This is a genomic window from Sphingomonas sp. M6A6_1c (assembly GCF_053345135.1).
This window is the reverse complement of sequence record NZ_JBKEZO010000001.1, coordinates 330,159-348,938: the sequence shown is the minus strand read 5'-3', so window position 1 is coordinate 348,938 and position 18,780 is coordinate 330,159. Positions and strand designations below refer to the sequence as shown.

Below are 18,780 nucleotides of genomic sequence, written 5' to 3'. Positions count from 1 at the left end.
CATCCCCGCGCGTGCCGCGCGGCGGGCAGGCGCGGGCGCGCGGGTTGCGCATCGCGCCGCGCGCTGCTACGGGCACCACTCGCACGGCGCGGACCTTCGTCTGCAGCCGCCATAGCTATTGACCGGAGTGTTTCAGTTCCATGCAGATCGTCGTCCGCGACAACAATGTCGACCAGGCCCTTCGCGTGCTTAAGAAGAAGCTGCAGCGCGAGGGCGTGTACCGGGAGATGAAGCTGCGTCGTCACTTCGAAAAGCCGTCGGAGCGCCGCGCGCGCGAACGCGCCGCCGCCGTCCGCCGCTCACGCAAGCTCGATCGCAAGCGCGCCGAGCGCGACGGTGCGCGCTAAGTCATCGTGACGACCGCGAACACGCCTTCCTCCGGATGCGTGTTCGCGCGAAGTTCGTGAATTCAACCGGTGACGGCCGGCCCGGCACCACAACTCCAGGTGCCCCAGATGTCGACCGTCACCGCCGTTCCATTGCGTCCCGTCAAGCGGACCTATCTCGTCTACCTCTGGGTAGGCATCGTCGTCGCCTGTCTCGCGGCCTTCCTCCTGGCGCGGCAGGGCGACGACTTCCTCACCCGCAACGCTCGTGCGAGCGGCGTGGTGACGACCCCGTCGGGGCTGCAGTATAAGGTCGTCCAGCCCGGCGCGCCCGGTGCCGCCAGGCCGACCGACAGCGACGTCGCGCTGATCAATTACGAGGGCAAGCTGCTCAACGGCACCACCTTCGACAAGTCGCAGCAGCCGACGCCGATGCCCGTCGCCGGCGTCGTCCCCGGCTTCTCCGAGGCGCTGAAGCTGATGCCGAAGGGCGCCAAATACCGCGTCTGGATCAAGCCCGCGCTCGGCTATGGCGCCGAGGCGAAGGGACCGATCCCCGCCAATTCGACGCTCGTCTTCGACATCGAGCTGATCGACTTCCTGCCCGAAGCCGTCGTCCGCCAGATGCAGGCGCAGGCCCAGGCGCAGGGTGCGGGCGGTCCCGGTGGCCCCGGCGGCATGCCGCGTGGCGCGATGCCCCCGGGCATGCCCGGGGGCCGCTGATCCGCCAGCACGACGAAAAGCCGGCGCTGGACCATCCAGCGCCGGCTTTTTCATGTCCGCGATCGGCCTGCGCCGGGCAAAAAAATAGCGGCCCGAAGGCCGCTATTCCCTAGCCGAGGCTGACGGTCAGCTTAGTTGCTGTCCGCATTGTCGTCGCTGTCGGCGACAACGACGATGCCCGCGACGACGGCAGCGGCCGCGATCAGGGCGATCACGATCCCGCCACCGGCGAGCTCGTTCTTCTTGGCCGAGGCCGAACCGGTGCGAACCGACTTCGACACCGACAGGCTGGCTGCGGGGTTCGCCGGAGCGGCAACCGCAGGAGCAACGGCCATGGTGGCGGCCGCAGCGGCCATGACAATCTTACCGAAACGCATGAAATAACTCCCTCTTGTGCTCGTCACTGGTTTGCATGGCAGAAGTATATAGACGCGACAACAGTTTAACCGCCCGCTTTCGGAATGGCCGGCGACCGTGGCGGCGACGCAACACGTCGCCGGATGCCGGTCACTCCGCGCGGGTCGCCTGCACCGTCCAGCGCGCGCTGCCCTCGAGGCCCAAAGCGGTGAGGATGCCCGTCTCATAAGCCCCGGTATCGACACCGATCCGATGGACCTGCTCGTCGAGCCCGGCGCTGATCGTATGGCCATGGACCACCATCTTATCGAGTGCGCGGTCGTGGTCGAGGAAGGGGTTGCGGATCCAGCGCAGGTCGGCGCCGCGTTGCGCGGTCAGCTCTGTGCCCGGCCGCACGCCGGCATGGACGAAGACGTAATCACCGATCGTCACCATATCCTCGAACGATTCGAGGAACGCCTGATGCGCGGCGGGCACGCGGACGCGCATCGCCGCATGCAGCTCCTCATAATCCATCCGGTCGTAATCGGCGGCGTCGATCCCGTAGCTCATGATCGTCTCGCGCCCGCCGATCCGGCAGAACATGCGTAGCGCCTTGGGTTCGCCCTTGAGCGATTCGAGGAACACCTCCTCATGATTGCCGAGCAGGAAGCGCGTGTCCGGGCGCTCCGCCGCGAGCAGCCGCAGCCGCTCGATCACCGCCGCGGACGCCGGCCCGCGGTCGACGAGGTCGCCGAGGAAGACGATGGTCGTGCGCGCCGGGCCGCGCGCCCGGTCGTCCGCATCGATCCTGGCGAGCAACTGGTCGAGCAGATCGGCGCAGCCGTGGACGTCGCCGACCGCATAGACGCGCTCGCCCTCCGGAATGGCGGTCAGCGGCGTTACCGTGGAACGGCGCGCGTTGAGCAGCTTCTTGAGCATGGATTCCCGTCGATCGTGCCGAATGGCAGGTATACCCACGCAGGTCTGGCGGCAACAGCCTGAACCCGCGTGAAAGTGGCTAGCCGACGAGCCTTAGCACATCGTGCACCGGCGAGGCGACCGGTGGTTGATCCGGCCAGATCCCGCGCGTGTCGAGCACCGCCTTGTCGCGCCGCTCCTCGATCGGCACCGAGCGGAACACGTCGTGATCGACCAGCACGATCATGATCGGGCAGCATTCGATCGCGCTGTCGATGTCGATCAACGTCGTACCGGTGCCGTCGAACGCTTTGGGCAGGGTCGCGGCATAGGGTTCGACGATCCGCACCCGCTCGCCGAAGCGTTCGGCCAGCGCCTGCGCCACCTTGAGCGCCGGGCTTTCGCGGAAGTCGTCGATGTTCGCCTTGAACGCGAGGCCGAGGCAGGCGACCGGCGCGCCGGGCCGCGCCTCGATCAGCGCGCTCGCCTGCGCGACGACATGGTCGGTCTTGCCGTCGTTGACCAGCCGAGCGGTGCGGATCAGCGGCGTGTTGGCGGGATCGGCGTGGACGAGGAACCACGGATCAACCGCGATGCAATGACCGCCGACGCCCGGCCCCGGTTGCAGGATGTTGACGCGCGGATGGCGGTTGGCGAGGCGGATCACCTCCCACACGTCGACCCCCATCGTATCCGCGATCAGGCTGAGTTCGTTGGCGAAGGCGATGTTGACGTCGCGGAAGGCGTTTTCGGTCAGCTTGGTCATCTCCGCCGCGCGCGCGGTGGTGGTGACGCAGGCGCCGCGCACGAAGCGGCGGTAGAAGGTCAGCGCCTTGCGCGCGCAGCGCGGCGTGATGCCGCCGATGACGCGGTCGTTGTCGATCAGCTCGACGAGGATGCGGCCGGGCAGCACGCGCTCCGGGCAATAAGCGATCGCGACGTCGGCCGCCTCGCCGGCGCGGCCGGGCACGCGCAGATCGGGGCGCAGTTCGGCGAGCAGGTCGCGCACCCGCTCGGTGGTGCCGACCGGCGAGGTCGATTCGAGGATGATGGCGTCGCCCGGCTTGAGCACCGATGCGATCGTCGTCGCCGCCTGCAGCACATATGCGATGTCGGGTGCGTGGTCCTCGCCGAACGGGGTCGGCACCGCGATGACGAAGACGTCGGCGGGCTCGATCCGCGTCGACGCGCGCAGCGATCCGCGCGCCACCACGCCGGAGACGAGGCCGTCGAGATCGACCTCCTCGATATGGACGCGCCCGGAATTGACCGTCTCGACCACCGATTCGGTGACGTCGACGCCGAGCACCTTCGCCCCCGTCCGCGCGATCACCGCCGCGGTCGGCAGGCCGATATAGCCGAGGCCGAGAACGACGACCTTGAGTTCAGAGTCCGAAATCATCGGCGATGATCCTTGCGATCCGGGTGCTGGCCTGGCCGTCGCCGAAGGGATTGTGGGCGCGCGCCATGGCGGAATAGGCAGCCTTGTCATCGAGAAGCGTGAACACTTCGGAAACGATGCGGTCTTCGTCGGTGCCGATCAAGCGCGCGGTGCCCGCCGCGACGCCTTCGGGCCGTTCGGTGGTGTCGCGCATCACCAGCACCGGCTTGCCGAGCGCGGGCGCTTCCTCCTGCACGCCGCCCGAATCGGTCAGCGCGAGGTCGCACAATTCGAGCGCACGGATGAAATGCGGATAGTCGAGCGGCGCGATCCGCGCGACATTGTCCGGCGTCCCCAGCCATTCGTCCATCACCGCGCCGACATTGGGATTGGGGTGCATCGGAAAGATCACCGCGACATCGTCGCGCGCCGCGATCCGCGCGATCCCGCGCGCGATCGCCGCCATGCCGTCGCCGAAATTCTCGCGGCGATGCGTGGTGACGAGGACGATGCGCTTCCCCGCGAACCGCGTCGCGAGCGGGTCGAGATCGCCGGCCAGCGCCGGCGTCTCGGCGATGCGGCCGCGCGTCCAGAGCAGCGCGTCGATCACCGTATTGCCGGTGACATGAACGCCCGCGGTGACGTTCTCGCGCGCCAGCGCCGCCGCGGCGGTGTCGGTGGGCGCGAAATGCAGATCGGCGATCGGTGCGACGATGCGCCGGTTCACCTCTTCGGGCCAGGGCTGGTAGATGTCGCCCGAACGCAGTCCCGCCTCGACGTGCGCGACCGGGATCTTGCGGTAATAAGCGGCGAGCGCACCGACCATCGCGGTCGCGGTGTCGCCCTGGACGACGACGCGATCGGGCCGCACCCGGTCCATCACCTCGCTCAGCCCGGTGAGCAGCCGCGCGGTCAGCCGGTCGAGCGACTGGCCCGGTTCCATCAGGTCGAGGTCGATGTCGGGGGACAGTCCGGCGATGGCGAGCACCTGGTCGAGCAGTCCGCGATGCTGCGCGGTGACGCAGGTCACCGTCTCCATCCCGCCCGCCGCCTGCAGCGCCCGCACGACGGGGAACAGCTTGATCGCCTCGGGGCGGGTGCCGAAGACGGTCAGGATCTTGGGGCGGCTGGCGCTGGTCATGCCGGCTAACTAGCGCCCGTCGCTTAATTTCGGACTAAGCCACAGGTCGGGCAGCCGGGGTCCTTTGGCAGCGTCAGCGTGCGGAAGCGCAGCGACAGCGTATCGGCGAGCAGCAGCTTGCCGGCGCTGTCCTCGCCGAAGGCATGGAGCGCGCGCAGCACCTCCAGCGCGGCGAGGCTGCCGATCGCCCCCGCCATCGGCCCCAGCACGCCGTCCTCGGCGCAGCTCGCACCGGGGCGGTCGGGATCGCTGCCGACGAAGCAGCGATAGCAGGGCTTGCCCCGCTCCCAGCCGCGGAACACGCCCAATTGCCCGTCGAACTGGCCGATCGCCGCCGAGACGAGCGGCACCCGCGCCGCATAAGCCGCATCGGCGACGATCAGCCGCGTCGCGAAATTGTCGCACCCGTCGAGCACCGCGTCGGCATCGGCGAGCAAGGCGGCGACGTTGCCGGCGTCGACCCGCACCGCCCGCGCCACCGCGACGACGTGCGGGTTGAGCCGCCGTGCCGCCGCCGCTGCCGTGTCCGCCTTGCCCGCGCCGATATCGGCGGTGGCATAGATCGTCTGGCGTTGCAGGTTGGACAGATCGATCGCATCGTCATCGACGATCGTCAGCCGCCCGATCCCCGCCGCGGCGAGATAGGGGATCGCCGGCGATCCGATCCCGCCCGCGCCGATCACCACGACATGCGCGGCGGCGAAGCGCTGCTGACCGGCGCCGCCGACCTCCTTCAGGACGATGTGCCGGGCGTAGCGGGTCAGTTCCTCGTCGGAGAGCGTCACGCCGGCCAGGAGAAGGTGAGGCTGGTCCGATACCAGATATCGGCATCCGCCGCGCCGGGATCGATATTGCCGCGCGCCATGCTGGAGACGAGGCCGGCGGCATATTGCTCGACCGAGGGGCAGGCGATCGCCCGCGGCACCACCCGCTTGGGCTGGCCGCCGGGGCCGACCAGCACGGCGAGATCGACCTTGAGCACATAGCCCTGCGGCGACGGTGTCGCGGCGGTGCACCGCCCCGCCTTCACCTCGGCGCGGACGAAGCTCGACAGATTGGCACCATCGTCGGGATCGCGGCTGTAAGGCAGCGGATGCAGCGTGCTCCAATCCTGCGGCGGCATCGGCATGGGCGATGCACCGGCGAGCTGGGCGGCCAGGAGAAATGCTGTGATCATCGGCCGGTCGATCCGAACCCTCCGCTTCCACGGTCGGTATCGTCGAGCGCGTCGACGATTGCCAGCGTCGCGCGCTGAACCGGGGCGGGGACGAGTTGGGCGATGCGTTCGCCGCGGGCGATCGGGAAGGGGGCGTCGCCGAGGTTGATGAGGATCACCTTCACCTCGCCGCGATAGTCCGAATCGATCGTGCCGGGCGTGTTGAGACAGGTGATGCCGTGCTTGATCGCCAGCCCCGAACGTGGCCGCACCTGCACCTCATAGCCTTCGGGGATCGCGATCGCGAAGCCGGTCGCCACCGCCGCGCGCGCACCCGGCGCCAGCGTCATCGCCTCGGCCGCCACCACGTCCATCCCCGCCGCGCCCGCGGTCGCATAGGCGGGCAGCGGCAGCCCCTCGCCGTGCGGCAGGCGGCGGAGGCGGATGGCGATGGCGTGGCTCATGGCGCAGGGCTAGCCTGCCTGCGCGAACAGATCAAGAACCGGACAGCGTCTCCGCGATCCGCTGCGCCAGCCGCCGGGCGACGTCGGCCTTGGGCAAGCGCTCCCAATGTTCGACGCCGTCGGCGGTGGCGAGATGCACGGTGTTGGCGTCGCCGCCGAACACGTCGCCCGACACGTCGTTGGCGACGATCCAGTCGGCGTTCTTGCGCAGCCGCTTGGCGACCGCCTGCTCGACGACGCGCTCGGTCTCCGCGGCGAAGCCGACCACCAGCCGCGGCCGCCGCGGCCCGTGCGCCAGCGTCGCGAGGATGTCCTCATTCTCGGCCAGCACCAGCGCCGGCGGCGCGTCGCCCTTCTTGACCTTCTGGGGCGCGGCGGCGACCCGCCAGTCGGCGACCGCGGCGACCATCACCGCGGCATCGGCGGGCAGCGCGTCCTGCACCGCGCTCGCCATCTCTGCCGCGGTGACCACGTCGACCCGCCGCCGCACGCCCGCCGGCGTCGGCAGCGTCACCGGCCCGGCGACCAACGTCACCGCCGCTCCGAGCTCGGCGAGCGCACCGGCGATCGCGAACCCCTGCCGCCCCGACGAGCGGTTGGCGATATAGCGGACCGGATCGATCGGCTCGTGCGTGGGACCCGCGGTGACCAGCACGTGCCGGCCGGCCAGCGGCGTCGCGCGCGGCGCGAGCATGCGGTCGACCGCGGCGGCGATCGCCTCGGGCTCGGGCAAGCGGCCGGGGCCGAATTCGCCGCACGCCATCGCGCCCGCGTCGGGCTCCATCACCGAGATGCCGTCGGCGCGGAGCTGCGCGACGTTGCGGACGGTCGCGGCATGCTGCCACATCCGCACGTTCATCGCCGGCGCCGCCAGCACCGGCGTGTCGGTGGCGAGCAGCAAGGTCGTCGCGAGGTCGTCGGCGAGTCCCCCGGCCATCCGCGCGAGCAGATCGGCGGTGGCGGGCGCGATGACGATCAGATCCGCCTGCCGGCTGAGCTGGATATGCCCCATCTCCGCCTCGTCCTTGAGGTCCCACAGGCTGGTATAGACCTGGTCCTCGCTCAACGCGGCGAGCGTCATCGGCGTGACGAAATGGCTCGCCCCCTCGGTCATCACGCAGCGCACCGCATAGCCGCGCCGGCGCAGCAGCCGGATCAGCTCGCACGCCTTATAGGCGGCGATGCCGCCGCCGACGATCAGCAGGATACGCGTCATCGAACGATCCTCTTCACCGTGATCCGCCGCCGGTCGCTCACCGCCGCCAGCAGGTCGCGCGCGCCATCGGGCACGAAGACGAGGCCGACGAGCAGCAACGGCGCCACCAGCAGCCCCCAATAGAAGGTATCGACCCGCCCGAACACGCTCAGCACCGCGGCATAAGCGGCGATCACGACCAGCACGCGCAGCCCCAGCACGTCGCGCCACGCCGCCCAGCCGAACAGCGCCAGCCCGACCAAGGGCGCGGCGAGCCACAAGGGCACGATCATCAGCGCGGTCGACAGCGTCATCGTCCGCACGAAGAAGCCGAAGCCGAGATGCCCCGACCAGCCCGGCGACTGCGGATCGAGCGGCCCGACCACCTCGGCCACCGCATGCGCATGCGCCGCCAGCGCCAGCGCCAGGATCGCCCCGGCGACGACCCATGCCGCGCCCTCGCGCCGGTCGCCGCCGGCGACCGCCAGGATCGCCATCAGCAGCAGGTACAGGCCCGCGGTCTCGCGGATCAGCGCCGCCGACAGGCCGAAGGCGACCGCGGGCAGCCATTGCCCGTCGCGATGCACCGCCAGCGACAGCGCGATCAGCAACCCCGCCCAGATCTCGTGGAAGGCGATGAGGTCGCGCTGCACGAACGCCATCAGCCCCGCGGCGAGCAGCACCATCGCGACGATCCGCGGCGGCGGCCGCGCGAACGCCGGCGCCAGCCGCCGATACCAGGCGAGTGCCACCGCCGCGGCCAGCACGTAGAGCAATATCACCACGATCGCATGCGGCACCGCCGCCTGCACCATCGCCAGCGTCGGCAGGCGGAAGGTGACGAACGGCTTGAGCGGGTAATCGCCGGCGCGCATCGCATCCGCCGCGGTGGCGTAATAGGCGCCGCCGTGGCGCACGTTGGCGACGATCGTCTCGTACAGCACGACATCGGCCTGATCGTCGCTGCGCCGCGCGGCATCGCCGCTCGCCGCCGCCGGGACCGGCGCGGCGAAGACGAGCAGGCACGCGAGCAGCAGCAGCGCCAGCGCGACCAGCGCTGCCGCGGCGTTGCGCGGCGCCAGCCCGGCGAACCGCGACGGCTGCGCCAGCCACAGCGGGGCGGGGACGCGCCGCATCATCGCCTCAATGGACGACCAGCCAGGTCGCGACGACGCTCGCCGCCGCACTGGCCGCCGCGACCGCGGCATAGCGCCAGCCGCCGCCGATCCGCACCACCTCGATCTCGCGCAGCGGCGGGGCAGGGGGCTCGCCCCCCGGCGCCGGATAGCGCGCCTCGATCCGCCGGATCAGCTCGGGCAGGCCCGCGATGGTCTTGACGTCGGCGATCAGCCGGTCGGCGATCGCGGCTTCCGGCCCCAATTCGGTGCGGATCCACTCGCGCACGAACGGCGCCGCCGATTCCCACAGATTGATGTCGGGATCGAGCCGCGTCGCGACCCCCTCCACCATCACCATCGTCTTCTGCAACAACAACAAATGCGGCTGCGTCACCATGTCGAAGTCGCGCGTGATCGAGAACAGCCCGTCGAGCATCATCCCGATCGACATGTCCTTGACCGGCAGCCCGCGCATCGGCTCGCCGACCGCACGCAGCGCCGTCGCGAATTCGGCGACATTGTGATGGCTCGGCACATAGCCCGCCTCGAAATGGATCTCGGCGACGCGGCGGTAATTGCCGGTGATCAGCCCATAGAGGATCTCCGCCAGCCACACCCGCGCGCGCCGGTCGATCCGGCCCATGATGCCGAAGTCGATCGCCGCGATGCGATTGCCGGGCAAGGCGAACAGATTGCCCTGATGCATGTCGGCGTGGAAGAACCCTTCCGCGATCGCCTGGCGCAGGAACGCCTGCACCAGCGTATTGGCGAGCTTGGGCAGGTCGTAGCCCGCCGCGACCAGCGAAGCGCGATCCGACAGTTTGATCCCGTCGATCCATTCGACGGTCAGCACCCGCGCGGTCGAGCGCTGCCAGTCGATCGCCGGCACGACGAAATCGGGCTCGGCGGTCATCGATTCGGCGAGTTCGGAGGCGGATGCCGCCTCGCGCCGGAAGTTGAGTTCGCGCGCGGTCCAGCGCTTGAAATTCTCCACCGTCAGCCGTGGCCGCAGCCGCCGCGCCTCGATGCTCATCCCCTCGAGCTGCGCCGCCGCCCATTCGTAGGTCGCGATCGCGCGGGTGAAATCCGCCTCCACGCCGGGGCGCAGCACCTTGACCGCGACGGTCCGCCCGTCGGTGGTGATCGCGCGATGCACCTGCGCGATCGACGCGGCGCCGACCGGCTCCTCTTCGATGCTCGCGAACAGGTCCGACGGCGGGCGGCCGAAGCTGCCCTCCATCGCCGCGGCGATCGTCGCATAAGGGACGGGCGGCAGCTGATCCTGCAACCGCAGCAGGTCCTGCGTCGCCTCCTCGCCGACCAGATCGGGCCGGGTGGCCAATGTCTGCCCGAGCTTGATTGCCGCCGGCCCGATCGCCTGGAACGCATCGGCATAGCGCGGCACCTTGGGCACCCGCGCGCCCAGCCGCGCGACCCGCGCCAGCCGCCGCACCGGCGCCGGCGTATTGGGATCGCGCTCGATCCCGCGCAGCGCACCGTGCCGCGCGAGGATGCGCCCCCATTTCAGGAGCCGCCAGACGTGGACGACCGATGCGGTCATGAAAAAAGCTCCTCCCCTTCAGGGGAGGGGTCGGGGTGGAGAACACGAGCGATTGTGTCGATGAGAAGTCGCCCACCCCCAACCCCTCCCCTGGAGGGGAGGGGCTTGATTGTGCGCCCCATCAAATCTTCCACCCGGAGTGGATCGCGACCAGCCCGCCCAGGATCGGTTCCGCCTTGGTGCGCACGAAGCCGGCATCGGCGATCATGCCCCTGAACGTCGGCATGTCCGGAAAGCGCCGGATCGATTCGATCAGATAGCGATAGCTGTCGGCATCCTGCGCGAGCAGCTGCCCCAGCTTCGGCACCATCTTGTGCGAATAGCCGTCATAGACTTCCTTGAACCCCGGCCAGGTCGTCGTCGAGAATTCGAGGCAGAAGAACCGCCCGCCGCGGCGCAGCACGCGATGCGCCTCGCGCAGCGCCTTGGGAATGTCGGTGACGTTGCGGATGCCGAAGGCGATCGTATAGGCGTCGAAGAAGCGGTCGGGGAAGGTCAGCGTCTCGGCATTGGCCTCGGTCCACACCAGTCCGTCGATACCCCGCTTGGCGGCGCGTTCCATGCCGACTTCCAGCATCGCCGGGTTGATGTCCGCCACCGTTACCGAGGCGCCCGATGCGGCGAGGCGGAAGGCGATGTCGCCGGTGCCGCCCGCCATGTCGAGGATCTGCTGCCCCTCCTGCGGCTGCACCCGCCGGACGAAGCGGTCCTTCCACAACCGGTGCATGCCGCCCGACATCGCGTCGTTCATCAGGTCGTAGTTCTTGGCGACGCTGGAGAAGACGCCGCCGACGCGCGCGGTCTTCTCGTCGGGGGCGACGTCCTCGTAGCCGAAGGATACGGTTCCGGTGGTGGCGGTGTCGGTCATGCCACCGCCCTAGCCGCCGCTTGTGGCGGGGGCAAACGCAACCTAGCTGTTTGACGTGCCAGAACTCCCCGAAGTCGAAACCACCGTCCGCGGCCTCACCCCCGTGCTCGCCGGCCAGCGCCTGACCCTCGTCGAGCCGCGCCGCGCCGACCTGCGCAAGGCGATCCCGCCCGACCTGCGCCAGCGGCTCACCGGCGCCACCGTCACCGCGCTCGGCCGCCGCGCCAAATACGGCATGATCGACACCGACCGCGGCGATACGCTGATCTTCCATCTCGGCATGTCCGGGCGCTGGCGCGTCGACCCCGCCGAGCGCCTCGCCCACGACCATCTGCTGATCGAGACGGGGGAGGGGCGCAGCCTCGCGCTCAACGACCCGCGGCGCTTCGGCTTCCTCGATCTCGTCGCGACCGACGCGCTCGCCGCTTATCCCCCCTTCGCCGCGATGGGGCCGGAGCCGCTGGGGGAGGATTTCACCGGCGCCTATCTCGGCGAGGCGCTCAAGGCGCGCGCCGCGCCGATCAAGGCGATGCTGCTCGACCAGCGTATCGTCGCCGGGCTCGGCAACATCTACGTCTGCGAGGCGCTCCACGTCGCCCGCATCGCGCCGACCCGCGCCGCCGGCCAGATCGCGCTGCCGCGACTCGACCGGCTCGCGGTGGCGGTGCGCGAGGTGTTGCTCGCCGCGATCGACGCGGGCGGCTCGACCTTGCGCGACTATGCCCGCCCCGACGGCGAGCTCGGCTATTTCTCGAAGCAATTCCTCGTCTACGGCCGCGAGGGCGAACCCTGTCACTGCGGCGGCACCGTCAAACGCCGGGTGGATAGCGGCCGGTCGACCTTCTATTGCCCGAAATGCCAGAAGAGTTGATGCCCGCCACCCAACTTCGCCGGGATGACGAAACAGGGAGGGCGGAGTATGACGAGGAACGAGGCGCAAAACGCCCCGCAACGGTTGACCCCGACCCCCGGCTTCGCTAAGGGCGCTGCCTTCGAGAGGGCGTAGGGTGATCCGGCGCCTCTTCTGACATCGACCAATCTACTCGCAAGGACGTACCGAATGGCGAATACGCCGCAAGCCAAGAAGCGCATCCGTCGCAACGATCGCCGCGCCGAAATCAACGGTAACCGCATCGGCCGCATCCGTACCTTCATCAAGAAGGTCGAAGCGGCACTGGCGTCGGGCGACAAGGCTGCGGCGGACACGGCACTCGCAGCGGTGCAGCCCGAGCTGCAGCGCGGCGTCGCCAAGGGCGTCCTCCACAAGAATACCGCGAGCCGCAAGTTCTCGCGCCTGACCAAGGCGGTCGGCACGCTCGCATAAGCCTTACTTTATAGTAAGTTTAGACCCGTCGGGACGCATGTCCCGGCGGGTTTTTTGATGTCCGGAACGGGCGCAAAAGGAACGAACCGGGAAAGCGAGGAAATACCGCGATTCGTGCCGAGCCCCCTCGGCGGGAGATGCGCGATGCCCCCGGTAAAATCTAACGATTTCAAAGGCTTATACGATTTCCGGACGCGTTTCTGCGGGCTTCGGGCTGTCAATCCCGTTTATTTCACCAATGTGACCCGGGCAGGGGTTGATCGACTCGGCCCAGGCTTCATAACTCGACTCCACCGCAGCGATGTTCATCGCAGTCGGGGACCTGAACAGCGTGGGCATGCCGGACGGCCGTTGGCCGTAAGGGGGATTTGTCTGTCTTGAATACGGCCGCCGGGCGACATTTCGTCGCTTTCGGCAACGAAGGGGTATGCGTTGAACGATCGACAGGCAGCGGCAGTGACGGAGACTGAGGCGCAGCGCGCCTGGGCTCGCGTCCGCTGCAACCTGCGCGAATCCGCCGGCGCGCGGCTCTTCGAGCAATGGCTGAAGCCGATGGAGCTGATCGAGGACGGCGACCCCGAATCGATCCGCCTCGGCCTGCCGTCGGCGTTCATGACCAACTGGGTCCGCAACCATTACGCCGACCGGCTGCTGCTCGAATTCCGTGCGCTGTTGCCCGACGTGCGCGGCGTGTCGATCGAGACGCGCCTCGCCGCCCCGGTCGCGATCAAGCTGGTCGCCGAGACGCCCGAGCCGGTCGCTGCCGCGGTCGCCGCTGTGCCCGCACCGGCGCCGGTGGTCGCGCCGCTCCGCCCGGCCGCCGAGCGCCCGCCGCTCGACGCGCGCTTCACCTTCGACCGATTCGTCGTCGATGCCGCCAACCGCGTCGCCTTCAACGCCGCGCGCATGCTCGCCGAGCCCGGCGTGCCGCGCTTCAGCCCGTTGTTCCTCCATTCGGGGACGGGGCAGGGCAAGACGCATCTGATGCACGCGATCGGCCACGCCTTCCTGGCCGCGCATCCCGACGCGACCGTGCTGTGCATGTCGGCCGAGCGCTTCATGTTCGATTTCGTCGCGGCGATGCGCGCGCGCGACACGCACAGCTTCAAGCAGCGCCTGCGCGGCGCCGACCTGCTGCTGATCGACGACCTCCAGTTCATCGCCGGCAAGGACGCGACGCAGGAGGAGTTCTTCCACACGGTCAACGAGATCATGAGCGCCGGCAAGCGCCTCGTCATCTCCGCAGACCGCTGCCCGCAGGCGCTGGACGGGGTCGAGGCGCGGATCGTCAGCCGCATGTCGGTCGGCCTCGTCGCCGACATCAAGGCACCCGACCTGACGTTGCGCCGCACTATACTGGACAGGAAACTCGCAGACCTGCCCGAGGCGAAGGTCCCCAACGAGGTGCTCGACCTGCTCGCGGCGCGCATCCACGCCAACATCCGCGAGCTGGAGGGCGCGCTCAACCGCGTCGTCGCTTATGCACAGCTCACCGGCGATCGCATCGATCTCGATTTCGCGGTGGCGACGCTCGGCGACGTGCTTCGCGGCGCGCAGCGCCGGGTGACGATCGACGAGATCCAGAAGCTGGTCAGCCAGCATTTCGAGCTGAAGCCGCTCGACCTCGTCTCCGCGCGCCGCAGCCGCGCGGTGGCCCGCCCGCGCCAGATCGCGATGTATCTCGCCAAGCGCCTGACGACGCGCTCGCTGCCCGAGATCGGCCGCAAGTTCGGCGGCCGCGACCATTCGACCGTCATCCACGCCGTCCGCAAGATCGAGGAGCTCCGCGACCAGGACCGCGACATCGACGCCGCCGTCCGCACGCTGATGCGCGAACTGGAGGCGTAACGGCGGCGCCGGCGCCTAAGAGCGCCGTTCCCGCCTTTCAGGGAGGGAAGGGACTAAAGTACCAGCCCCATCGCCTCCTGCGCGCGGCGCAGCACCGGCACCGCCAGCGCCCGCGCTTTCTCCGCACCCTTCTCCAGGATCGCATCGATCGCGCTGCGGTCGTCGAGCAGCCGCACCATCTCGTTGCGGATCGGCCCGAGCGTCGCCACCGCGAGATCGGCGAGGTCGGGCTTGAACGCGCCGAACCCCTTGCCGGCATAATCCGCCAGCACGTCCGCCGGCGTCCGGTCCGCGAGCGCGGCGAAGATCGTCAGCAGGTTGCGCGCTTCCGGCCGCTCCGCCAGCTCCTCGACGGTCGCCGGCAGCACGTCGGGATCGGTCTTCGCCTTGCGGAACTTGTCGGCGATCACCTCGTCCGGATCGATCAGCTTGACCACCGATTGCTCCGACGGGTTCGACTTGGACATCTTCGCCGACGCATCGCGCAGCGACATGATCCGCGGCGCCGCGGCACTCACCAACGGCTCGGGCAGGGTGAACAGATCGGTGGCATAATCGCCGTTGAACTTGGTCGCGATGTCGCGCGCCAGCTCGAGATGCTGTTTCTGGTCGTCGCCGACCGGCACGTGCGTCGTATTGTAGAGCAGCACGTCCGCCGCCATCAGCACCGGATAATCGTACAGCCCGACGCTCGCGCCCTCGCGGTTCTTGCCGGCCTTGTCCTTGAACTGCGTCATGCGGTTCAGCCAGCCGACCCGCGCGACATTGTTGAGCAGCCACGCCATCTCGCTGTGCGCGGGCACACGCGCCTGGTTGAACAGGATCGAGCGGTCGGGATCGATCCCCGCCGCGACCAGGGTCGCGGTCATCTCGATCGTGTTGGCGCGCAGGTCCGCGGGCGCGATCCACTCGGTCAGCCCGTGCAGGTCGGCGATGAAATACAGCGTCTCGCCGCCCTCGGCCTGGATCGCATCCTGCTGCGCGACCCATTGCTTCACCGCGCCGAGATAATTGCCGAGGTGGAGATCGCCGGTGGGTTTGATACCGGACACGACACGCTTGGTCATCGGGACGAGGCTCTGCGACGGAGGAGGGAACGAAGATCGGCGAGGCGGAAGGCGCCGGTAGCGAAACAGGCGATCGTATAGATCGCGACGCCCGCGCCGACCAGCACCGCTAGCGCCGCACCGCGGACCGGCAGCGAGCCGGTCAGATAGGGATCGACCAGCGGCGCGACCAGCAGCAGCGCGGCGCCCATCAGCAGCGCCGACAGCGCGAGCCGCGGCAGCTTGCGCTTGACCTGCGGATCGAGCGCGAAATGGCCGCGACGGGCGAGGACGAAATAGAGCGACGCGACGTTGACGGTCGAGGCGATCGCGGTCGACAGCGGCGGCCCGATCTGGCCGAGGTTCCACGGCGCGAGGCTGGGGATCAGCACCAGATTGCCGACGAGGTTGATCGCCACCGAATAGAGCGCGAGGCGCAGCGGCGTCTTCGTATCTGAGCGCGCGTAGAAACCAGGCGTCAGCACCTTGACCAGCACATAGCTCGGCAGCCCGAGCGAGAAGGCGGCGAGCGCCTGCGCGGCGCGGACGCTGTCGCTGGCGACGAATGCGCCATGCTGGAACAATCCGCGCACGATCGGCTCCGCCGCGAAGACGAAGGCGGCGGTGGCGGGCAAGGTCAGGAACAGCGCCAGTTCGAGCCCGCGGTTCTGCATCTCCATCGCCTCGCTATCGCGCCCTTGCGACAGCAGCCGCGAGACGACGGGCAACAGGATGGTGCCGAGGCCGATGCCGATCATGCCGAGCGGCAGCTGGTTGAGCCGGTCGGCGTAATAGATTGCGGAGATCGATCCCGCCGCCAGCAGGTTGCCGGCGAGCGCGGTGGAGATCGCGAGGTTGATCTGCGCCGCACCCGCGCCGGCCGCGGCGGGGATGATCAGCTTGAGCATCCGCCGGACGTCGTCGTCGATCCGCGGCCGGCGCAGCTTGAGGCTCACGCCGGCTTGCCGGCACGCCCACCAGAGCCAGGCGAGCTGCAACACGCCACCGACGGTGACCGAGATCGCCTGCGCGCGGGCGGTCGCATAGGGATCGCCGCCATGGAAGAAGATCAGGCTGCCGACCATCGCGACGTTGAGCAGGATCGGCGCCGCGGCATTCACCCAGAACCGGTCGAGCGAGTTGAGGATGCCGCCGAGCAGCGACACCAGCGAGATCAGCATCAGATACGGGATTGTGAAACGCGACAGCGACACCGCGAAGGCGAATTGCACCGCGCTGGGATGCTGCCGCTCGAACCCGCCCGACAGGGCCCAGGTGACGGGATAGGCCGCGACCAGCATCGCCGCGGTGAACAGCAGCAGCACCGGGAACAGCACCGCCATGGCGCGCTCGGCGAAATCCACCCCCGCCGCGGTGCCGCCGCCCTCTGCCACCTTGCGGTTGAACAGCGGGATGAACGCAGCCGAGAACGCACCTTCCGCGAAGAGCGCGCGGAACATGTTGGGCAGGCGGAAGGCGACGAAAAACGCATCGGACGCGAAACCCGCGCCGACATAGGAGGCCTGCAACGTATCGCGGACGAGCGCCAGCACCCGGCTGGCGAGCGTCAGCCCGCCCACCGAGCCGAGCGCCTTCGTCAGATTCACCCGCTTGCGCCCCCCGCCTGATGGATCAGGCGTGGCCGACGTCGCTGACCGAGAAGGCGCCGTTCTGCTCGGCCTGCTGCAGATACAGCTGCGCGAAATCGATCGGCTCGAGCAGCAGCGGCGGGAAGCCGCCGTCGCGCACGCAATCGGCGAGCACGCGGCGCGCGAACGGGAACAGCAGGCGCGGCGCTTCGCCGAGCAGGAACGGCTGCACCGCATCGGCGGGTACGTTGCGCAGGCCGAACAGGCCGGCATAGGTCAAATCGACGATGAACGCGGTCTGGCCCTCGACCTCGGCCTTGACGTCGATCTTGAGCAGCACCTCGTGCACCTCTTCGCCGACCTGCGCGGTGCCGATGTTGAACTGGACGTCGATCGCGGGCGGATTGGCGTTCTGGAAGATGCCCGGCGCATTGGGGTTCTCGAACGAGAGATCCTTGACGTATTGCGAGATCAGGCCGGCGGCGGGGGCGGTGTCCGCGCCGTTGAGCGGCGACTGGGTATCGATCGAAGTGCCGTTGTCCTGGTCGGCCATAAGAATGATCCTCGAATGAAGCGGAAAAAGAGGGGACCGAAGCCGCATGTCGGGCGTTCGATGCCTTTGGCGCCCGCGCCTAGCAGCGCCCGAACCGGGTTTCAACGGGCTGGGTCGAAAAGCCTGGGGGGCAAAAGCCCCGGTTTGAATTGAAGGGGTTTTGGGCCTATGTATCCATCAAGATCGGAGGCACGGTGTTTTACGTAGTTCTACTCGCGATGGTGGCGGCGTTCCTGGCGCTGCGCCTGTACAGCGTGCTCGGCAAACGCACCGGCCACGAACAGCAGCCGCTGCCGCGCGCTGCCGACGATCGCCCCGCTGCGGTCGCGCTGGCGCCGCGCCCGATCGATGCCGCGATCGAATCGCGTGAGCCGGTCAACCGCAACATCGAGCCGCGCGCCGAAGCAGGTCTGCGCGCGATCATCGCCGGCGAGCAGGGCTTCGACGTCAACCAATTCCTGTCTGGGGCACAGGCCGCCTATCGCATGACGCTGGAAGCCTATTGGGCTGGCGACGAAGCGACGCTGGCCGATCTCGCCGAGCCCGACGTCGCGCGCGCCTTCGGCGATGCGATCGCCGCCCGCCGCGAGGCCGGCGAGACGCTGGAGAACCGGCTGGTCTCAATCGAGCGCGCGGTGATCGCCGACGCTTCGCTCGACGGTCGCGACGCGCGGATCACCGTCCGCTTCGACGCCGACATCGCCGCGGTCACCCGCGACGCCGAAGGCCAGGTCATCGCCGGTTCGCTGACCGACGCGGTCGAGACCCACGACGTCTGGACCTTCGCCCGCACGCTCAAGAGCCGCGACCCGAACTGGAAGCTGGCGGACACCGACGAGGAATAAGGGTGATTGCTTAGGGCTCGTTGATAAAGGCGGCCCGCCTTCCTCTTCAGGTTCGTCACCCCGGACTCGTTCCGGGTTCCACCGGGCCGCCCGCGAATGGTGTCGCCTCAAGCCTTTCTCCTCGCCGCAGGGTGGACCCCGGAACAAGTCCGGGGTGACGCGGTGGGGTTGGGAAGCCACTAGGGCGATCGACATTCAGGCAAATTCCTCCCCCGCCAGGGGGAGGACTTACGCTACGACGATGAACGTCGCTCCCGCCTGGTTCATGCAACGGCCGTAGAACCACACCCGCAACCAGACCGCCTCCGACCGCTGTCCTACACCCACCGCGCTCTGCTATGCCGCCACGATGCCGGCCGACCTCCCCACCCGCCGATTACGACAG

The 18,780-nt window shown here is 68.9% G+C and carries 20 protein-coding genes; 6 read left to right on the top strand and 14 right to left on the bottom strand.

Features of this window, described 5'->3' with window-relative positions:
- Positions 1 to 140: 140 nt before the first annotated feature.
- Positions 141 to 347 (top strand): 30S ribosomal protein S21, encoded by a 207-nt coding sequence (gene rpsU / locus ACLBWH_RS01570; protein WP_038658749.1) that lies wholly within the window; start codon positions 141 to 143, stop codon positions 345 to 347.
- 108 nt (positions 348 to 455) lie between these two features.
- Positions 456 to 1,049, top strand: coding sequence for an FKBP-type peptidyl-prolyl cis-trans isomerase (locus tag ACLBWH_RS01565; RefSeq protein WP_447796275.1), 594 nt, complete (start codon positions 456 to 458; stop codon positions 1,047 to 1,049).
- Positions 1,050 to 1,180: 131 nt separating this feature from the next.
- Here the strand turns inward: ACLBWH_RS01565 and ACLBWH_RS01560 are convergent, their stop codons facing one another.
- The 11 genes from ACLBWH_RS01560 to ACLBWH_RS01510 form a co-directional block, all read right to left on the bottom strand.
- The gene (locus tag ACLBWH_RS01560) at positions 1,181 to 1,426 is read right to left on the bottom strand and encodes a hypothetical protein (RefSeq protein WP_447796273.1); all 246 of its coding nucleotides are present in this window, start codon (positions 1,424 to 1,426) and stop codon (positions 1,181 to 1,183) included.
- Between the two features lie 130 nt (positions 1,427 to 1,556).
- Entirely contained in the window at positions 1,557 to 2,327 is a 771-nt protein-coding gene (locus tag ACLBWH_RS01555) for a metallophosphoesterase family protein (protein ID WP_322849113.1), read from the bottom strand.
- Between the two features lie 79 nt (positions 2,328 to 2,406).
- The gene (wecC, locus tag ACLBWH_RS01550) at positions 2,407 to 3,708 is read right to left on the bottom strand and encodes a UDP-N-acetyl-D-mannosamine dehydrogenase (RefSeq protein ID WP_447796271.1); all 1,302 of its coding nucleotides are present in this window, start codon (positions 3,706 to 3,708) and stop codon (positions 2,407 to 2,409) included.
- Entirely contained in the window at positions 3,692 to 4,828 is a 1,137-nt protein-coding gene (wecB, locus tag ACLBWH_RS01545; protein WP_447796269.1) for a non-hydrolyzing UDP-N-acetylglucosamine 2-epimerase, read from the bottom strand. The genes wecC and wecB overlap by 17 nt, the downstream gene beginning before the upstream one ends.
- A gap of 23 nt (positions 4,829 to 4,851) precedes the next feature.
- Positions 4,852 to 5,613: a HesA/MoeB/ThiF family protein gene (locus tag ACLBWH_RS01540; protein WP_447796267.1), complete on the bottom strand. Its 762-nt coding sequence runs from the start codon at positions 5,611 to 5,613 to the stop codon at positions 4,852 to 4,854.
- On the bottom strand, positions 5,610 to 6,005 hold the full coding sequence (locus tag ACLBWH_RS01535) for a hypothetical protein (protein ID WP_447796266.1): 396 nt from the start codon (positions 6,003 to 6,005) through the stop codon (positions 5,610 to 5,612). Before ACLBWH_RS01535 ends, ACLBWH_RS01540 begins: the two co-directional genes overlap by 4 nt.
- Complete coding sequence (gene dut / locus ACLBWH_RS01530) at positions 6,002 to 6,448, bottom strand: dUTP diphosphatase (protein ID WP_447796264.1); 447 nt, start codon at positions 6,446 to 6,448, stop codon at positions 6,002 to 6,004. The genes ACLBWH_RS01535 and dut overlap by 4 nt, the downstream gene beginning before the upstream one ends.
- 31 nt (positions 6,449 to 6,479) lie before the next feature.
- Positions 6,480 to 7,664, bottom strand: coding sequence for a bifunctional phosphopantothenoylcysteine decarboxylase/phosphopantothenate--cysteine ligase CoaBC (gene coaBC, locus ACLBWH_RS01525; protein WP_447796262.1), 1,185 nt, complete (start codon positions 7,662 to 7,664; stop codon positions 6,480 to 6,482).
- A complete protein-coding gene (locus ACLBWH_RS01520) occupies positions 7,661 to 8,782 on the bottom strand; it encodes a hypothetical protein (protein ID WP_447796261.1) in 1,122 nt (373 codons plus the stop codon). The genes coaBC and ACLBWH_RS01520 overlap by 4 nt, the downstream gene beginning before the upstream one ends.
- Positions 8,783 to 8,786: 4 nt before the next feature.
- Positions 8,787 to 10,322, bottom strand: a complete 1,536-nt coding sequence (gene ubiB, locus ACLBWH_RS01515) for a 2-polyprenylphenol 6-hydroxylase (RefSeq protein WP_322849121.1) — start codon at positions 10,320 to 10,322, stop codon at positions 8,787 to 8,789.
- A 121-nt stretch (positions 10,323 to 10,443) separates the two neighbouring features.
- Complete coding sequence (locus ACLBWH_RS01510; protein ID WP_447796259.1) at positions 10,444 to 11,190, bottom strand: class I SAM-dependent methyltransferase; 747 nt, start codon at positions 11,188 to 11,190, stop codon at positions 10,444 to 10,446.
- A 55-nt stretch (positions 11,191 to 11,245) separates the two neighbouring features.
- Between ACLBWH_RS01510 and mutM the strand changes: the two genes are divergently transcribed.
- The 3 genes from mutM to dnaA all read left to right on the top strand — a co-directional run bounded on the left by mutM (position 11,246) and on the right by dnaA (position 14,362).
- Complete coding sequence (gene mutM, locus ACLBWH_RS01505; RefSeq protein WP_447796257.1) at positions 11,246 to 12,061, top strand: bifunctional DNA-formamidopyrimidine glycosylase/DNA-(apurinic or apyrimidinic site) lyase; 816 nt, start codon at positions 11,246 to 11,248, stop codon at positions 12,059 to 12,061.
- Between the two features lie 189 nt (positions 12,062 to 12,250).
- Positions 12,251 to 12,514, top strand: coding sequence for a 30S ribosomal protein S20 (gene rpsT / locus ACLBWH_RS01500; RefSeq protein ID WP_038658785.1), 264 nt, complete (start codon positions 12,251 to 12,253; stop codon positions 12,512 to 12,514).
- Between the two features lie 432 nt (positions 12,515 to 12,946).
- Positions 12,947 to 14,362 carry a chromosomal replication initiator protein DnaA gene (dnaA, locus tag ACLBWH_RS01495; protein WP_447796255.1) on the top strand — a complete coding sequence of 472 codons (1,416 nt, stop codon included), beginning with the start codon at positions 12,947 to 12,949 and terminating at the stop codon, positions 14,360 to 14,362.
- Positions 14,363 to 14,415: 53 nt separating this feature from the next.
- Here the strand turns inward: dnaA and trpS are convergent, their stop codons facing one another.
- The 3 genes from trpS to secB are packed head-to-tail and all read right to left on the bottom strand — an operon-like array spanning position 14,416 to position 17,550.
- Positions 14,416 to 15,429, bottom strand: a complete 1,014-nt coding sequence (trpS, locus tag ACLBWH_RS01490) for a tryptophan--tRNA ligase (RefSeq protein ID WP_322849124.1) — start codon at positions 15,427 to 15,429, stop codon at positions 14,416 to 14,418.
- Positions 15,426 to 17,015: a murein biosynthesis integral membrane protein MurJ gene (gene murJ, locus ACLBWH_RS01485; protein WP_447796253.1), complete on the bottom strand. Its 1,590-nt coding sequence runs from the start codon at positions 17,013 to 17,015 to the stop codon at positions 15,426 to 15,428. Before murJ ends, trpS begins: the two co-directional genes overlap by 4 nt.
- Before the next feature lie 25 nt (positions 17,016 to 17,040).
- Positions 17,041 to 17,550, bottom strand: coding sequence for a protein-export chaperone SecB (gene secB, locus ACLBWH_RS01480; RefSeq protein ID WP_322849126.1), 510 nt, complete (start codon positions 17,548 to 17,550; stop codon positions 17,041 to 17,043).
- Between the two features lie 194 nt (positions 17,551 to 17,744).
- Between secB and ACLBWH_RS01475 the strand changes: the two genes are divergently transcribed.
- On the top strand, positions 17,745 to 18,395 hold the full coding sequence (locus tag ACLBWH_RS01475; protein ID WP_447796251.1) for a Tim44/TimA family putative adaptor protein: 651 nt from the start codon (positions 17,745 to 17,747) through the stop codon (positions 18,393 to 18,395).
- The last annotated feature ends 385 nt before the right edge of the window (positions 18,396 to 18,780 follow it).

Bases quoted from the DNA above. Each gene is read 5' to 3' on its own strand.
- rpsU (WP_038658749.1), top strand. From the start codon at position 141: ATGCAGATCGTCGTCCGCGACAACAATGTCGACCAGGCCCTTCGCGTG.
- ACLBWH_RS01565 (WP_447796275.1), top strand. From the start codon at position 456: ATGTCGACCGTCACCGCCGTTCCATTGCGTCCCGTCAAGCGGACCTAT.
- ACLBWH_RS01560 (WP_447796273.1), bottom strand. From the start codon at position 1,426: ATGCGTTTCGGTAAGATTGTCATGGCCGCTGCGGCCGCCACCATGGCC.
- ACLBWH_RS01555 (WP_322849113.1), bottom strand. From the start codon at position 2,327: ATGCTCAAGAAGCTGCTCAACGCGCGCCGTTCCACGGTAACGCCGCTG.
- wecC (WP_447796271.1), bottom strand. From the start codon at position 3,708: ATGATTTCGGACTCTGAACTCAAGGTCGTCGTTCTCGGCCTCGGCTAT.
- wecB (WP_447796269.1), bottom strand. From the start codon at position 4,828: ATGACCAGCGCCAGCCGCCCCAAGATCCTGACCGTCTTCGGCACCCGC.
- ACLBWH_RS01535 (WP_447796266.1), bottom strand. From the start codon at position 6,005: ATGATCACAGCATTTCTCCTGGCCGCCCAGCTCGCCGGTGCATCGCCC.
- dut (WP_447796264.1), bottom strand. From the start codon at position 6,448: ATGAGCCACGCCATCGCCATCCGCCTCCGCCGCCTGCCGCACGGCGAG.
- coaBC (WP_447796262.1), bottom strand. From the start codon at position 7,664: ATGACGCGTATCCTGCTGATCGTCGGCGGCGGCATCGCCGCCTATAAG.
- ACLBWH_RS01520 (WP_447796261.1), bottom strand. From the start codon at position 8,782: ATGATGCGGCGCGTCCCCGCCCCGCTGTGGCTGGCGCAGCCGTCGCGG.
- ubiB (WP_322849121.1), bottom strand. From the start codon at position 10,322: ATGACCGCATCGGTCGTCCACGTCTGGCGGCTCCTGAAATGGGGGCGC.
- ACLBWH_RS01510 (WP_447796259.1), bottom strand. From the start codon at position 11,190: ATGACCGACACCGCCACCACCGGAACCGTATCCTTCGGCTACGAGGAC.
- rpsT (WP_038658785.1), top strand. From the start codon at position 12,251: ATGGCGAATACGCCGCAAGCCAAGAAGCGCATCCGTCGCAACGATCGC.
- trpS (WP_322849124.1), bottom strand. From the start codon at position 15,429: ATGACCAAGCGTGTCGTGTCCGGTATCAAACCCACCGGCGATCTCCAC.
- secB (WP_322849126.1), bottom strand. From the start codon at position 17,550: ATGGCCGACCAGGACAACGGCACTTCGATCGATACCCAGTCGCCGCTC.